At 65.3% G+C, this 13,919-nt stretch carries 12 protein-coding genes; 6 read left to right on the top strand and 6 right to left on the bottom strand.

Going from position 1 to position 13,919, the window contains the following annotated elements; genetic code table 11:
- Positions 1-224: 224 nt before the first annotated feature.
- Positions 225-431 carry a DUF7563 family protein gene (locus ACJYUO_RS14020; protein WP_066296984.1) on the top strand — a complete coding sequence of 69 codons (207 nt, stop codon included), beginning with the start codon at positions 225-227 and terminating at the stop codon, positions 429-431.
- Positions 432-520: 89 nt separating this feature from the next.
- Here ACJYUO_RS14020 and glmM read toward each other — a convergent pair whose 3' ends face one another.
- Entirely contained in the window at positions 521-1,846 is a 1,326-nt protein-coding gene (glmM, locus tag ACJYUO_RS14015) for a phosphoglucosamine mutase (protein WP_494345967.1), read from the bottom strand.
- Between the two features lie 391 nt (positions 1,847-2,237).
- Here glmM and ACJYUO_RS14010 point away from each other — a divergent pair, with 391 nt between their 5' ends.
- Positions 2,238-2,537, top strand: coding sequence for a MarR family transcriptional regulator (locus tag ACJYUO_RS14010; protein WP_494345966.1), 300 nt, complete (start codon positions 2,238-2,240; stop codon positions 2,535-2,537).
- Between the two features lie 287 nt (positions 2,538-2,824).
- A complete protein-coding gene (locus ACJYUO_RS14005; RefSeq protein ID WP_494345965.1) occupies positions 2,825-3,049 on the top strand; it encodes a hypothetical protein in 225 nt (74 codons plus the stop codon).
- A 126-nt stretch (positions 3,050-3,175) separates the two neighbouring features.
- Here the strand turns inward: ACJYUO_RS14005 and ACJYUO_RS14000 are convergent, their stop codons facing one another.
- Both ACJYUO_RS14000 and ACJYUO_RS13995 read right to left on the bottom strand, forming a co-directional pair.
- Positions 3,176-4,186, bottom strand: coding sequence for a lipid II:glycine glycyltransferase FemX (locus ACJYUO_RS14000; RefSeq protein WP_494345964.1), 1,011 nt, complete (start codon positions 4,184-4,186; stop codon positions 3,176-3,178).
- On the bottom strand, positions 4,183-5,811 hold the full coding sequence (locus tag ACJYUO_RS13995; protein WP_494345963.1) for an alkaline phosphatase family protein: 1,629 nt from the start codon (positions 5,809-5,811) through the stop codon (positions 4,183-4,185). The genes ACJYUO_RS14000 and ACJYUO_RS13995 overlap by 4 nt, the downstream gene beginning before the upstream one ends.
- Before the next feature lie 246 nt (positions 5,812-6,057).
- Here ACJYUO_RS13995 and ACJYUO_RS13990 point away from each other — a divergent pair, with 246 nt between their 5' ends.
- Positions 6,058-7,179, top strand: a complete 1,122-nt coding sequence (locus ACJYUO_RS13990; protein WP_494345962.1) for a DegT/DnrJ/EryC1/StrS family aminotransferase — start codon at positions 6,058-6,060, stop codon at positions 7,177-7,179.
- Positions 7,180-7,248: 69 nt separating this feature from the next.
- Here ACJYUO_RS13990 and ACJYUO_RS13985 read toward each other — a convergent pair whose 3' ends face one another.
- Both ACJYUO_RS13985 and ACJYUO_RS13980 read right to left on the bottom strand, forming a co-directional pair.
- Positions 7,249-8,976, bottom strand: coding sequence for an ATP-binding protein (locus tag ACJYUO_RS13985; protein WP_494345961.1), 1,728 nt, complete (start codon positions 8,974-8,976; stop codon positions 7,249-7,251).
- 128 nt (positions 8,977-9,104) lie between these two features.
- The gene (locus tag ACJYUO_RS13980) at positions 9,105-11,027 is read right to left on the bottom strand and encodes a DEAD/DEAH box helicase (protein WP_494345960.1); all 1,923 of its coding nucleotides are present in this window, start codon (positions 11,025-11,027) and stop codon (positions 9,105-9,107) included.
- 138 nt (positions 11,028-11,165) lie between these two features.
- On the opposite strand from ACJYUO_RS13980, the gene ACJYUO_RS13975 reads away from it, so the two are divergent.
- Positions 11,166-11,354, top strand: coding sequence for a hypothetical protein (locus tag ACJYUO_RS13975; RefSeq protein WP_494345959.1), 189 nt, complete (start codon positions 11,166-11,168; stop codon positions 11,352-11,354).
- On the opposite strand, the gene ACJYUO_RS13970 is transcribed toward ACJYUO_RS13975, so the two are convergent.
- Positions 11,347-12,306: a transcription initiation factor IIB gene (locus tag ACJYUO_RS13970; protein ID WP_494345958.1), complete on the bottom strand. Its 960-nt coding sequence runs from the start codon at positions 12,304-12,306 to the stop codon at positions 11,347-11,349. The genes ACJYUO_RS13975 and ACJYUO_RS13970 overlap by 8 nt on opposite strands.
- A gap of 822 nt (positions 12,307-13,128) precedes the next feature.
- Here ACJYUO_RS13970 and ACJYUO_RS13965 point away from each other — a divergent pair.
- Positions 13,129-13,725, top strand: coding sequence for a DUF7344 domain-containing protein (locus tag ACJYUO_RS13965; RefSeq protein ID WP_494345957.1), 597 nt, complete (start codon positions 13,129-13,131; stop codon positions 13,723-13,725).
- The last annotated feature ends 194 nt before the right edge of the window (positions 13,726-13,919 follow it).

The following is a 13,919-nucleotide window of genomic DNA, read 5'->3' as shown; positions in this document are numbered from 1 at the left end:
TCAGGTCGGCGGGGTCGGATCTGCTAGTCAATTTGCCATTCATCACCGGTGAAAGGTCGAATTACCGTCTCGAAATATCGTATTTCTCACGAAAGAGGCGCTGAAACTCTCGATACTGGGACTGTCTCTCCGGCCGGTCCAACCCCGCCGAAATCCTCGACTAACCATCGCGAGGTGAATTATGCGGTCTATAGTAAATACCGTTCTGTCGCTACGGGTTGTTGATGTCGACGGATCCATCCGCCAACTGGACGCCCATGACGTCCGGCCAGCAAACGACTGCCCCTCGATGTGTCAACTGTGGCAACCAGGTAACACGTCAGTTCGCTCGCGTTTTCGGTGACAACCGCGACGTCGTCCACGCCTGTCCCGACTGCGCGACGTACCGCGAGATGAAGACCTCCGATTTCATCCCGAAAGAAGCGAGATAACCGTTTCGTACGTCCACCCCGCCTCGAGCGCCGTCCAAAGGCCTTTGCTCGCCGTCGAATCGTGAATTTTGCGGGACAGCACGCCTCTCTCAGGCATCCACCGTAACCATCTCGGTGACGAGCGCCCGCGCAGTTTCGAACAGTTCCTCGGCGTCGGCCGCCGACCGCGCCTCGGCGGTCACGCGGATCAGCGGCTGCGTGCCGCTCGCACGGAGCAGGAACCAGCCGCGCTCGGTTTCGACTCTGACGCCGTCGAGCGTTTCGATGTCGTCGTATCGCTTGCGAACCCGCTCGGCCACGTCGGCCATCACTGCCGCTTTGTCCTCGACTTCGATCGACGTTCGTCGAATCGGATACTGCTCGATGCCCGCGACGAGATCGGACAGCGACCCTCGTTCGGCGACCAGTTCGACCAGCTTGCAGGCCGCAAGCGGGCCGTCCGGACAGCGGGTTTCTTCCGGCCAGATCCAGGCACCGCTGGGCTCGCCGCCGAAGACGACATCGGGCTCGGTCGTCCGCTCCGCGACGTAGACGTCCCCGACCTGTGTGCGCGTCAGCGACGCGCCGACGCCGGCCAGCGCGTCGTCGACGGCGAGACTGGTATCGACCGGCGCAGCGACGCGGTCGCCGTCGCCCGCCGCCTCGCGGGCGAAGATGGCGAGGAGCGCGTCTTTCGGCACGAACGTTCCCGTTCCGTCGACAGCCAGCATCCGATCGGCGTCGCCGTCGTGGGCGACTCCGAGCTCGGCATCCGTCGCCGCGACCAGCGTCGACAGCGTCTCGAGGGTCTCTTCGGTCGGCTCACTGGGTCGTCCGGGGAACGAGCCGTCTTCCTGGCCGTTCAGGGTCCGAACCTGACAGCCGAGATCGTCGAGCACCGCCGCCGTGATCCCGCCGGCACCGTTCCCCACGTCGACGACGACGCTGGGTTCGCGCTCGAGGTCGACCGCGTCTCGGAGGGCGGCGACGTGGTGGTCCCGGACGCCCTCGCGACGGTAGCGGTCGCCGACGCCGTCCCAGTCGGCCAGTTCGTAGTCGTCCTCGCGGATCCGCCGTTCGATCGCCGCGCGCTGGTCGGGTCCGAACGCCTTCCCCGAGGGGTTCCAGAGTTTGATCCCGTTGTCCGTCGCCGGGTTGTGCGAGGCCGTCACGACGACGCCCGCGTCCGCCTCGAGGTGGTCGATCGCGCGGGCGATCGTCGGCGTCGCCTCGACGTCGACCGTCAGCACGTCCGCGCCGCACTCACGCAGTCCCGCGCCGACCGCGTCGACGAACATCGATCCGCTCTCGCGGACGTCGCGACCGACGACGACCCGGTCGTGTCCCTCCGAGGCGACCGCGCGGCCGACCGACAGTGCCACGGCCGCCGTCACCTCGTTGCCGACCCGTCCGCGGATTCCGCTGGTTCCAAACATACCTTCCTCTGACAGCGGCGAGCGCCTTACTATGCACGGGTTAATCCGATTGTCCGTCCGAAACGGAGCCAGATCCCGGTCTCGAGGGCGCTTTGGCATCGTCTGTGCCGTTCGACAGCGACCGCTCGCAGCAACTGTCGCTCGCTGGCGGCCGGGGGTCCTATCGTTAGTTCCTCCCTGTCGTTCTGAACTGTCAGTGCCGTATATATGAGTCACACCGGTACGCTCGAGTGAGAATGAAACCGGCACAGCATGCCGCCGACGGACGGAATCCGATAGCTGACGAGAGCGCGACTCCGCTCCGACCGACCGGGACGAGGAGCGTCGATCGATCGCCGACTCGAGCGCCGCGATCCGAACCCACACCGGCCGACTCTCTCGACCACCGCCAATGAGCGCGACCGAACCCGACCCCGAGATCGACGAGGCCGCCGAGTCCGGCGAGAGCAGCGACGCCGGCGACGACGCGACCGACGACGGCGCGCTCGCCGAACTCCCGCCGAGCGCGAAACTGGTCTACAAAGTCCTCGAGTACGAAGCGCCGCTGACCCAAGAGGGGATCGCGGCCGAATCCCGGCTCTGTCCCCGGACCGTTCGGTACGCGCTCGGGAAATTAGCGGATCGAGATCTCGTCACCAGCCGGGTCTGTCTCGAGGACGCCCGGCAGTCGAAGTATCGGCTCGCCGAGTGATGGGTCCTCGTCGCGACCCCATTCATCGAATTTCAATTAGATATAAAATACTAGCGCGCCGACAGATAGTCGGAAGTCAGTGCCAATGGACGAGGGCGTGCGTCGAAACGCCCCGGGTGGTAGGACACCCGAGACTGGCTTCCAAACCGGTGCGGTCTCGAAGCCATGTTTCACTTGCTTCCTCCGAGACATAAACGTCTCGCACGACGACAGTACCGCGTTCGAACATCGAGCAGACGCCAGTGGCCACGCCGAGGGCTGGCCCCCACTCGTAGTTGGAGGGACGGATGAGCGACGACACCGAATCGTCCGCGGACGACGAACTCACGCTCGACGGCGACTCGATCGCTGCGAACACCTCACAGACGGGACGACAACCGGTCCACTGTCCGCGCTGTGATACGCCCATCGCGCTGGTCGTGAGCTACGGCCCCACGACCCACGAGGCCAGCCCCTGTGGTTGTCGGGTTTCCGGCGATATCCTCGAGCGGAGCGGGGCCAGTTCCGAGTAAGGGAACGGACGACGCGGCATTTTTTCGCGGCGACGCTGACCCGACAGTACCGGACTCTCGAAGACGAGCCTGTTCTTTCGGCTGACCGGCGCGAAGAAGACGACGTATTCGCCGACAGGGCCCGTACTATCGGTGTTTCTGGTACCGATCGACCAGCAGGTCGACTCCGAAGGAGCCTGACGTGATCTCGTAGTGGGTCTCGAGGCGCGGGTTGAACTTCGCCTTGTATCGGTTGATGCTCGGGACGCCGGCTCCGACGAGGTCGTACGCTTCGATCGAGCTGTGCAGGCCGTCTCGCATGACGTGCCAGTCCAACAAATCGTTGATCGCGATATCGACATCGGCATCCGGTTTGACGCCGCCCTGCCACCGATACCGCGTCCGCTCGGACTCGACGACCAAGATGCCTCCGAGAAACTCGCCGTCGACGCGACAGACGTAGGGCCGGATCGCCCCGTCGGGAAGCGTCTCGTAGACCGAGCGAGCGAAGTCGGTACTCAGCCGGAACGGTTGGTTCTGGCTCTCGTAGCGTTCCCGAACCTTCTCGACGATGCGTTCGACGTCGTCGCCGTCACCCTCCTCGATCGTGTACTCGTCCTCGTCGGCGTTCCGGATATTGCTCCGCGCATCGCTGCTGAACCGCTTCAGCAGGTCGTCCTCACTGCCCTCGAGGTCGACGATATACGTGTGTCCGGGTTCGACGTCGTACTCGCTCCAGACGAAGGGTCGGATGTCGTCGAACTCCGCCGTGACGAACTTGCAGTACAGCGGCGATATCTCCTCGTCGATCCACTCGAGACAGCCCTCGATAAACCGCTTGGTTCGGCGGTCGGCCTTGCGCTGTTTGAGTTTGTCGACGTTCAGCAGCGACGGACCGAGATAGGAGGTCCACGAGTGGGGTGCCGGCGAGAACGCCCCGGTGACCGGCCCCTTCGTGTACTCGAAGACCGGGAAGACGCCGACCGGTTCTTGGCCCTTGAAGCCGGCGAGTAGATGCGGCGTCGACCCGGTGTCCTCGGCCTGCAACCGGAGCGCTTCGGCCCGGAAGAACGGGTTCGTGCCGTCGGATCGTTCGACGTAGCGGTTCCATTCGTCGGCATCGGTTCGCGGATCAAGGACGCGTATCTCGATACTCATAGATAGCCAAGGTCGGACAGTCGGTCTTCGACGGTCCCGTCGTCGGTCGCCGTGATCGGCTCCCGGTCGTAGGCCGGGTACGTCTCCTCCGCGCTCCCGTCGACGACCGGGAGCGCCTCGCCGTCCATCGCGGCGTCGATCGGCACGTCGAACAGCGAACAGATCGTCGGTGCGACGTCGAAGATCGACGCCCCCTCGAGCGAGGCGGAGCCGTCGAACGCCGGCCCGGCGGCCGCGACGACCCCGTTTCGCTTGTGATTCCACGATTCCATCGGCTCGCCGAACCGCGCTTTGCCGAGGTCCGCATCGAGTTCGTTGTCGAACCCCGCGGGAACCGTTACGATATCGGGGGCGTCGTCGACGTGGTCACCCTCGAAGTACCGCTCGCGGGGTTCGACGGCGTCGAACATCGGCTTCTCGTCGGGTGTCCGCACGGCCGAGAGCGTCTCGATGAGGTCCTCGCGGACGGACTCGTAGGCCGATTCGGGCACCTGCCCGTTCGGCTCGCGGCCGGCGAGGTTGATTCGGACGCCGAGTTCGCTCTTCGAGCGGACGTAGGCTCGGGACGCCGGGAAGTCGACCTGTTCGCTCGCCGCCCGGATCATGTCGTTCGGCACCCGCGTGCCGATCGTCTCTTTCAGGCCCACGCGGTCGAGTGCGCTCGCGACACGCTGGGTCGTGAGCCCGGCCCTCGCCGCGACGTTCATCGCCCGCTCGAGCGCGCTCGGCTCGCTGTCGCCCGTTTCGGATCCCTCGAGAAGGTCGTTCTCCCACGACTTCGACCAGTTCGGCATCCCCTCGCCGCCGCTCCGAGAGTGGACGTAGCCCTCGTCCCGGAGGAACTCGTTGATCCGGAACGCCTCGCCGGAGACCTTCCCCATGCCGTGGTCACTGACCACGAGGACGTTGTCGGGGTCGGTCCGCTCGAGCGTCTCGGCGAGCTGGCGGTCGACCTCGCGGTAGACCGCCTCGATCGCTCGCTTGTCACCGGGTCGCTCGTGGAACACGGAGTCGGTCTGCTGGAACTGCAGAAAGCCGAAGTCGGGTGCCATCCGGCGGCAGAGATACCGGAACGCCTTCCCCCGGAGTTCGATCGTCCGTTCGTACCCCTCGATCGAACGGGCCGGTGCCGGCCCGCTCCGGGGGTAGAGCCAGTAGTCGCCGCCGCAGGCGAGCTTGACGTCCTCGAGGATTCCCTCCGGATGGCAGTCCGGATCCTCGGGGGCGGTCAGCCCCGGAATCAACGCGCCGTCGAAGGCCCGTGCGGGATGGGTCACGGGAACGTTGACGACGACGCTCGAGAGGCCGTGATCGCTTAAGAGTTCCCAGACCGGGCGCTCCCGGACGTGAGTCCCGTTGACGACGCTCCAGTCGTAGCCGTCGAACGAAAGGAAGTCGTAGACGCCGTGCTTGCCAGGATTCTTGCCCGTGTACAGCGACGGCCACGCACTCGCCGTCCACGGCGGAATCTGGGACTCGAGCGGCCCCGCCGCCCCGCCCTCGAACACACCCTGAAGGGTCGGAAGATCGCCCGACTCGAACAACGGCTCGAGCACCGGTAAACAGCCGGCGTCCAGCCCAACGACGAGCAGACGAAGGTCTTTATCGCCGGTCGAACCTGCCATAGAAGCGTTGTCCGGTCGGGTCGGCTTTGTTATGCAACGTGCTTACCGGCGGTAAGCTCTTGCTGCCGGCTCTACGGTCCGGATAGCAATTCAGCTCGCGTGACTGTCTGGTCGAGTCGACGTGTGTACGCGGTGGTTTCTACGCGATCGGCGGCTGTACCCTCCCTATCACTAAGGTCCCGCTCGTCACCGTATTACGCCGATGACCGTCGCTACTGCTTCCGTCTCTCCGGACCGATCTCAGGCATGATCAGCGCTACCCCCTCCGTGTTCGATGTCTCCGTCTCGCGGTCGGGGCCGGGGATCGACCGATTCGTCGATCAACAGGCCCCCGACAGCGTGCACACCTACTACGGTGCCGGGAAGGTCGCGCTTCGGGACGGCCTCGCCGGTCTCGTCGAACCCGGCCAGAACGTCCTCGTTCCCGCCTACCTCTCGCCGGCCGTCGTCGAACCGCTCCACGACCTCGGACTCGAGTCGCGGTTCTACGCTATCGAGGAGAGCCTCGCGCCGGATTTTGCCGACCTCGAGGCCCGGATCGACGACGACACCGTCGCGGTGATGTCGGTCAACTACTTCGGGTTCCCACAGCCCGGCCTCGAGCGACTCGCGTCGCTTTCCGACGAGTACGACTGCTATCACATCGATGATAACGCCCACTCGCCGCTCAGTATTCACGACGGAACGCTGCTCGGCACCCACGGCGACCTCGGCATCACGACCCTGCGGAAGCTGCTGCCGGTCCCCGACGGCGCGTTGCTCTACTGCACTGACGACGAGGTCACATCGCAGTTTGCCCCCTCCTCGCTGGCCGGCCGCTCGGACCGGATCGGGACCGTCGACTGCCGGTACGTAGCCGCCTCGGTCACCGAACGCGTCCTCGAGACCAGCCCGTCGCTCCACCGATCAGTCGAAGACTTCCTCTCCGACGGAGCTGAGGACTCGTCGTCCGTGGACCCGAGCGGCCGGTACGAGGCCGCGAAAGTCCCCATGTCGCGGTTCTCGGCGATCGTCGCGGACGCCGCCGATCCCGAGGCGATCCGGACCGCTCGCCGGGAGAACTTCCGGACGTGGCAGGCAATTCTAGACGGGCGCGACGATCTGACCCCGCTTTACGATCGGTTGCCGACGGGAATCAGCCCGTACGAATTTCCCGTGCGGGCGAGCGACGCCGAGGCGCTTCTCGGGGAACTCGAGGACTGCGGCGTCGTCGGTGCCCACACGTGGCCGATCCTCCGTCAAACCGTCCGCGAGGACGAGACCTACGAAACGTCGACTCGGCTCGCGGACGAACTCGTCGCGCTGCCGGTCCATCAGGGGATCGAGCCGTCGGCGATCGAGGTCGTCGGCGATCGATTGGGGCGGTGAGAGCGGCGCTTTTGCCGCGGCAACCGATCGGACGCGAGTTCCGTCCGGTCGAACGGACCGGGTCCCGCGCTACCGATCGGCGGCCGCCGCCGGCAGCTCCGCGCGAACGTCGTCGCTCAGCGCGTACGTCCGTTCGGCCGACCGCTCGAGCAGCCCCTCGGTGCGAAGCTCCGAGACGAGACTTTGGACGGCGACCCGCGAGCGGTCGACCCGATCGGCGACCGTCTCCGTCTGGAGGCGGCCCTCCGTCGCGAACAGCCCCAGAATCGTCTCGGCCGTCTCGGCCGAACACTGCGACCCCTCGCACGCGCGGTCGACCCGGTCGCTGATCCACGACACCTCGAGGAGTTCCGACAGTTCGCGCTCCTCGTCCGCGACGACGAACCCCGCGTCGTCCGCCGTCGTCTCCCGATCGGGCTCCTCGTCGGCGGGCGTGTAGCCGAACTCGATGTCGTCGCCGCCGGCCTGGACGATCGACGACGCCGAACCGTCGTCGGTCGCGGCGTTCTCGTCCTCATCGGTCGCCGGTTCGCCTTCCTCGCTCTCGAGGTCGCGGACGACCCCGCGCAACTGTTCGTTTTCCGATCGGAGCCGATCGACTTCCGCCGACTGTCCCGCGAGTCGATCTTCGAGGTGCTCGATTCGCTCGTCGCGTGCCTCGAGTTCGTCCTGTAGTTCGTCCCGCTCGGCCTCGAGGTCGGCGATCTCCTCGTGGAGCCGGCGCAGGTCCCCGCTCTCGCCGGGGAGTTGCGACTGGACGGTGTCCGTGTTGCTCAGCGCGTCGGCCATCTGTCTGGCCGCACTCGAGACGTCCCGCGCCGACGAGAGTTCGTCTTCGAGGGTCTCGATCCGTTTCTCCTTCTTCTCGAGTTCGGTCTCGAGTTCGTTGATCCGGTCCTGTTCGCGCTCCTTGCGTTCGGAGATGTTCTGGAGGTCGCCGACCAGCGCGTCGGAGACGGACTTGAGTTCGGGCCGTTCGAAGTCGTCGAGACCGGGGGTCGCGCCGGCGTCGAAGGTCCGCTTGCGGCGGAACTGGATCTTCCGGACGTCGACCTCGGTCCAGTCGGTCTGGACGAACGCCTGCCCGTCGTCGAGATCCGAGACGAGTTCCTTGTACTCGGTGTCGATGATCCGGCCGACGACTTTCGTGTCGTTGTCCCAGGTCAACCGGTGCCAGACGAGCCAGTTCGCCTGCGTGATGAAGTCCTTCTTGACGTCGGCCGGACGCTGGCTGATCCCGACGATGCCGAGGCCGTGTTTGCGCCCGCGCTTGCTGATCTTGATCAGCAGGTTGCCCGTCTCGCCGACGCCGCCGCCCTCCGGGATGTACTCGTGGACCTCCTCGACGACCAGCAGGAACGGCTTTTTCATCTTCTTTTCCTTGACGAACAGCTGGCGGGCGACCTCCCGCAGTAACTCGTCTGCCACGTCCTCGTCGAGATAGCCCGAGACATCGAGGATGACGGGGACGTTCTCCTCGAGGGCGATCGTGGCCATCTGCTCGGCGTGTTCCGGCCCGATCTGGATATCGCACTCCTCGTCGGCCCCCGCGTGGAGCATCTCGTACTCCTCTTTGAGTCCGTAGTACTCGCCGTCCGTGTCGACGATCAGGAGTGGGTAGCCGGCCTCGAGCAGTTCCTCGGCGATCACCGACGCGGTGTTCGATTTGCCCGAGCCCGATTTCCCTGTCACGAACCCGCGCCCGGTCAGCAGTTCGACGACGGGCAGTTTGAGGTCGGCACCGCTATCGGTCTCGCCGACGAGGATCTGTCGCTGCTTGGATTCCTCGTCGCTCACCGACCCACCACCTCGCGTCCGCGCGGCTCGTTCATACTATCAATACAGTTCGAATACGCGACCTTCAATATTGGCCTCGACTCAGCCTCGATAGCTGCCTGACCGCTCGGCTTGGGACTCGAGTCCGCTCAGTCCTCGCCGCGCTCGACCGTCTGCTCGCGGACCGTCATCCCCTTGCGGCCCAGATGCTGGAGTTGCTTTCGGGCGAAATCCTCCTCGCGCGTGCCCCGCGTCGCGAGCACGTAGACGAGCGCGCCGCCGGCAGGGCGCATCGTCCGCCCGGCCCGCTGAGTCCCCTGCCGGCGGGAACCGCCCAGTCCGGACGCGACGATGGCCAGATCGGCGGTCGGCAGGTCGATCCCCTCGTCGCCGACCCGGGAAATGAGCAACAGATCGCGCTCGTCCCGGCGGAACTCGTCCATCAGCCGCCGGCGCTCGTGGTGGGGCGTCTCCCCGCTGAGGAACGGGACCTCGAGCGCCTCGGAGAGTTCCCGGCCCTGCTCGAGGTAGTCGACGAAGACGATGGCCTTCGCGTCGGGGTGGGCCGACAGCAGGTAGCGGACCTCGTCGATCTTGCCCCGGTTGCGCGCGGCGATTCGGTACTTCTCCCGGCCATCGGCCGAGCCGTAGGCGTTTGCCTGCTCGTCGTCGCCCCACGGTACGTACCGGATCTCGAGTTCGGGTTCGGCGACGTGACCCGCGTCGAACAGCGCCTCCCAGTCGGTGCCGATCGGCGGGCCGACCAGCGTGAAGATCTCGGTCTGGCGGTCGTCCTCCCGGATGGGGCTCGCTGAGAGCCCCAGGCGGTGCTTCGACTGCAGGTGCGTGCTTCGCCGGTAGACGTCCGAGGGGACGTGCTGGCACTCGTCGAAGACCACCAGCCCCCACTCGCGGTCGTCGAACAGCGAGCGGTGGCGGTCCATCCCCGCGATCTGGTAAGTCGCGATCGTCACCGGCCGGACCTCCTTGCGGCCGCCGTGGTACTGGCCGATCTGGTGGGCCTCGAGCGACGTGTACTCGAGGATCGTGTCGGCCCACTGCTGGGCGAGGTCTCGGCTCGGCACCAAGACGAGGGTCTCGCCCTCGACGTGGGCCATCGCACCCATCGCGGCGACGGTCTTCCCGCTGCCCGGCGGCCCGACGAAGACGCCCTCGCCGGCCTCGGCGAAGCGGTCGACCCACGTCCGCTGGTAGTCTCGCAGCGACACCTCGAGATCGATCGGCAGTTCCTCGCCGGACTCGAGTTCGCGGTGGTCCTGGACCGGATAGCCGGCCTCGTAGAGGATGCGCTTGATCGCGGCTTCCGACCCCTCCTGGACCCAGTCTTCGGTCTCGGAGATCGGCGCGTGGACGTGTTCCTCGTCGAGTTTCTGCCGGGCGACGTTGCCCATGATCTCCGCGCTTTGGCCCTCGAGGACGGTGTAACCGTCGTCGTGGGTCACCAGTCGGAACTGGTGGGCCCGGTCCCACTGGCTCTCGACCCAGTCCTCGAGTCGCTCCGAGCGCTGGCCGAGCGCCTGCCGCATCGTCCGCGCGAGATCCTCGAACGAATCGTGTGGGGTCCCCCAGATGTCCGCCGGCCGGACGACGTAGCGATAGCCCTGTTCGCCGTTGCCGTCCGCGAGGTGGGCGAACTGCGAGAGTTGCGCGCGCGTGAACTGATCCGGCCGATCGACGACGATTTCCCGGCGCTTCGGGAAAACGACTACCCGCTCGCGATCGGTGAGATCCTCGAGTTCGGTCGGATACCAGACCACCGGATCGGTCGAGACGGCGTGGCGCTGTAGCTCGCCCCGCTCGGCGAGGACCTCGAGTCGATCAGTGGCGTCTTCGTGGGGGATCTCGAGGGCTCGAGAAACGGCCGCGGCGGTGAGGACCGGGCGGCCCTCCCGCTGGCTCGCGTCGTGGAAGTCGGCGATCGTGAACTCGAGGGCGGCCTCGTTGTCGCCGTCGGCTCCCTCGTTGCCGGCGTCGGTCGGCTCCGGGTCACCCGGCGCTGTGGGATCGCCTCGCTGCTCGTCTGCGGGGGTCGGAGAACGATCGTCGGTCACTGCCCGGCCCTAACGGCGGTGCGGATAAACGGATTTCGCTCGCCGACGGCGGCTCACGATCGGCCCGTGCCGAGCTCCGTTCCAGCGGGGCCTCGAGCCCGGATAGCTATATTTGGCTGGACGACATCGGATCCCAGTATGTACCGTGCGATCCTCCCCGAGGGACAGATCGAATGCGACCGGTACGACCGGAGCGAAAACGGCGTCGACCTCTACGATGCCAACGATGCGTTCATCGCGTTCGTGCCCTACGCCAACCTCCACGCGCTGGCCGACGAGGACCTCTACACCGGAGACGCGACCGAGGAGGAGCGTTCGATCATGTAGCCGGCTGCTGATCGATCGCCTCGAGTTGCTCGCGATAGCGGTTCCGAACCGTGACGACGGTCGTCTGGGCGGTGTCGGCGACCGCTCGCTGCGGGATGGTCTCGTCACAGAGCAGTCCGGCGGCGTAGATGGCCGCGGCGGCGAACCCGGTCGGTGATTTGCCGGAGTGCAGGCCCTGCTCGGTCGTCCGGTCGATGATCTCGATGGCCTTGGTTTCGACGTCCTTGTCGACGTCTAACTCCGAGCAAAACCGCGGGACGAACTGTCGGGGGTTCGTCGGCTCCAAGTTGATATCCAGTTCGTCCGCGATGTACCGGTAGGTCCGGCCGATCTCCCGCTGGTCGACGCGTGAAACGGCCGTTACTTCCTCGAGGCTCCGGGGAATGTCTTCCTTACGACACGCCGTGTAGAGCGCGCTGGTCGCGACGCCCTCGATCGAACGCCCGCGGATGAGGTCCTGCTCGAGCGCCTGCCGGTAGATGACGCTTGCAGTCTCTTTGACCGGCTTGGGGACGCCTAACGCGCTTACCATGCGGTCGATCTCGGAGAGGGCGTACTTGAGATTGCGTTCGCCCGCGTTTTTCGTTCGGATTCGTTCCTGCCAGACTCGGAGTCGATGGAGTTGCCCGTGTTTATCGGCCGACATCGAGTGGCCGTTGGCGTCCTTGTTTCGCCAGTCGATGGTCGTCGTCAGCCCCCGGTCGTGCATCGACTGGGTCAGCGGCGCGCCGACCCGGGAGAGTTCGTCGTGTTCCTGTGCGTTGAACGCACGCCATTCCGGCCCGTAATCGATGGGATCTTCGGTAAGGACGAGGCCACACTCCGCACAGACCTGTTCCCCGCGGTCCGGATCGTGAACGATCGTGTCGGTCTCGCAGTCGGGACACAGACCGGTCTCGACCTCCTCGGACTGTGATTCGGTGCTGTGTTGATCGATGATAGACCGCGTCATCAGTACCGGAGAGAAGTCATGCTGCCACTGTAAGGGGTTCACATGGTTTCGCGGGAAACACCGACTTACGAACCCACCGGCTGTCGGTCAGTGTGTCGATTCATCGGACCGATCACGGCGACTCATATACCGGGAATCGTCGGTCTGTTCCGGTCGATCTCTCCAAAGAGAGGTAGATGAGCGATACGACCGTCAACTGCCTCGAGCGAACAGAGACGACGGTCGTATCGCGACCGTGTCCCATCGGTCGTGTCCGGGCGAAACGGCCGTCAGCCGGTCGTTTCGACCCATCATGGTCAATGTGTGCATGACACATGAAAGCTGCCGATCGTTGTGCCGACCCGGTCCCGTAAATCGATGATTCACGGAGTAAATCCGTCGTTCGGCTGTGAACTGTCGTTCGACTTTATCTTGATCGGTTCGAACGTTCGGTACCAGTGCCGTGTTTGAAAACAGTCCGTCGGACCGCACCAGCGTCGAGTGCCCCCGCAGACGGGGTGTGCGTACGCCGCCGATATACGACCGCAATCAGGTGATACCGAGCGGCTTCGACGGCGACCGGAACCGCACGTCACAGCGCCGGTCAGGCGGTGTGGCGACACCGTCTAGAAGTCGTCCCGTACCTCCTTTGCAGCCGGTGCGAAACGTGGCTGTGCTTAAGAGTATCTCTGTTGGTGTTCAACTTGGTGTGTCAATCGTGATTTCGACCTGCCGTTCGAACGTACAGCGGTCGCCGTTGGGCCGACGCTTCGGGACGACGAAGTCTCGGTGTCAGTGGACCCCCAGCTCGAATGGAGTCTATACAGCCGGAGGGGCGGCATAATGTCCTCGATCGATACGTCGCTCCCGGACGAGATCGCGTCGGTCGCCGACGCCGACGAGGACGAACGGCTCTCCAAGGACGTTATTTTCGAGCTCTTAAAGAATCGCCGTCGCCGGGAAGTCCTCGCGTACTTGCTGGAAGCCGACGAAACGGTCACCCTCGGCGAACTCGCCGAACAGATCGCGGCGTGGGAAAACGACACCGAGGTCAACGCGCTCAGCTCCGACCAGCGTAAACGGGTCTACGTCGCCCTCTATCAGACCCACCTGCCGAAGATGGACGACGCCGGGATCGTCGAGTACGATCAGGATCGCGGGCTGATCTCGCTTGCGGACAACGCCGACCTGCTCATGATGTACCTCGACACCGACACCCACCGACAGGACCGCTGGGATCGGTGGTACGCTGGACTCAGTGTGGTCGGTGCTACCCTTCTCGGCGCAGCGCTTCTCGGTGCGCCGCTGCTTGCGGCCGTGCCGCTTGCCGCCCTCGCGGGCGTCGTCGTCACCGCCTTCCTCTGTCTCTCGACCGCACACGTCGTCCGGAACCGGTCTCAAGAACGCAATGTCGACGGCAAACTCTCCCGGATCGAGTGATCCGGCGATCACGCTGACAGTCCGTTTCGTACATACAACCGGCCGGCCGGAGTACTCCTCTCGTTCGTCTCGAGTCCCGTGATGGGTGTTCGGTCCTCGAGTCGCTCAGCCACCCGACCACGTCTCAGTGTCATCTCCCACGAACATCGGACACTCCCAGCGACGGCGGTGACCGGCGACCGCTGTTGTCGGAT

This window comes from Natrinema sp. CRL1, from assembly GCF_059162405.1.
The sequence above is the reverse complement of the archived record's forward strand: the minus strand, read 5'-3'. Positions and strand labels throughout refer to the sequence as shown.

What these genes read in the sequence shown, in the direction of transcription:
- ACJYUO_RS13990 (WP_494345962.1), top strand. Translation starts at nt 6,058, where the DNA reads ATGATCAGCGCTACCCCCTCCGTGTTCGATGTCTCCGTCTCGCGGTCG.
- ACJYUO_RS13970 (WP_494345958.1), bottom strand. Translation starts at nt 12,306, where the DNA reads ATGACGCGGTCTATCATCGATCAACACAGCACCGAATCACAGTCCGAG.
- glmM (WP_494345967.1), bottom strand. Translation starts at nt 1,846, where the DNA reads ATGTTTGGAACCAGCGGAATCCGCGGACGGGTCGGCAACGAGGTGACG.
- ACJYUO_RS14005 (WP_494345965.1), top strand. Translation starts at nt 2,825, where the DNA reads ATGAGCGACGACACCGAATCGTCCGCGGACGACGAACTCACGCTCGAC.
- ACJYUO_RS14000 (WP_494345964.1), bottom strand. Translation starts at nt 4,186, where the DNA reads ATGAGTATCGAGATACGCGTCCTTGATCCGCGAACCGATGCCGACGAA.
- ACJYUO_RS13965 (WP_494345957.1), top strand. Translation starts at nt 13,129, where the DNA reads ATGTCCTCGATCGATACGTCGCTCCCGGACGAGATCGCGTCGGTCGCC.
- ACJYUO_RS14020 (WP_066296984.1), top strand. Translation starts at nt 225, where the DNA reads ATGTCGACGGATCCATCCGCCAACTGGACGCCCATGACGTCCGGCCAG.
- ACJYUO_RS13975 (WP_494345959.1), top strand. Translation starts at nt 11,166, where the DNA reads ATGTACCGTGCGATCCTCCCCGAGGGACAGATCGAATGCGACCGGTAC.
- ACJYUO_RS13995 (WP_494345963.1), bottom strand. Translation starts at nt 5,811, where the DNA reads ATGGCAGGTTCGACCGGCGATAAAGACCTTCGTCTGCTCGTCGTTGGG.
- ACJYUO_RS14010 (WP_494345966.1), top strand. Translation starts at nt 2,238, where the DNA reads ATGAGCGCGACCGAACCCGACCCCGAGATCGACGAGGCCGCCGAGTCC.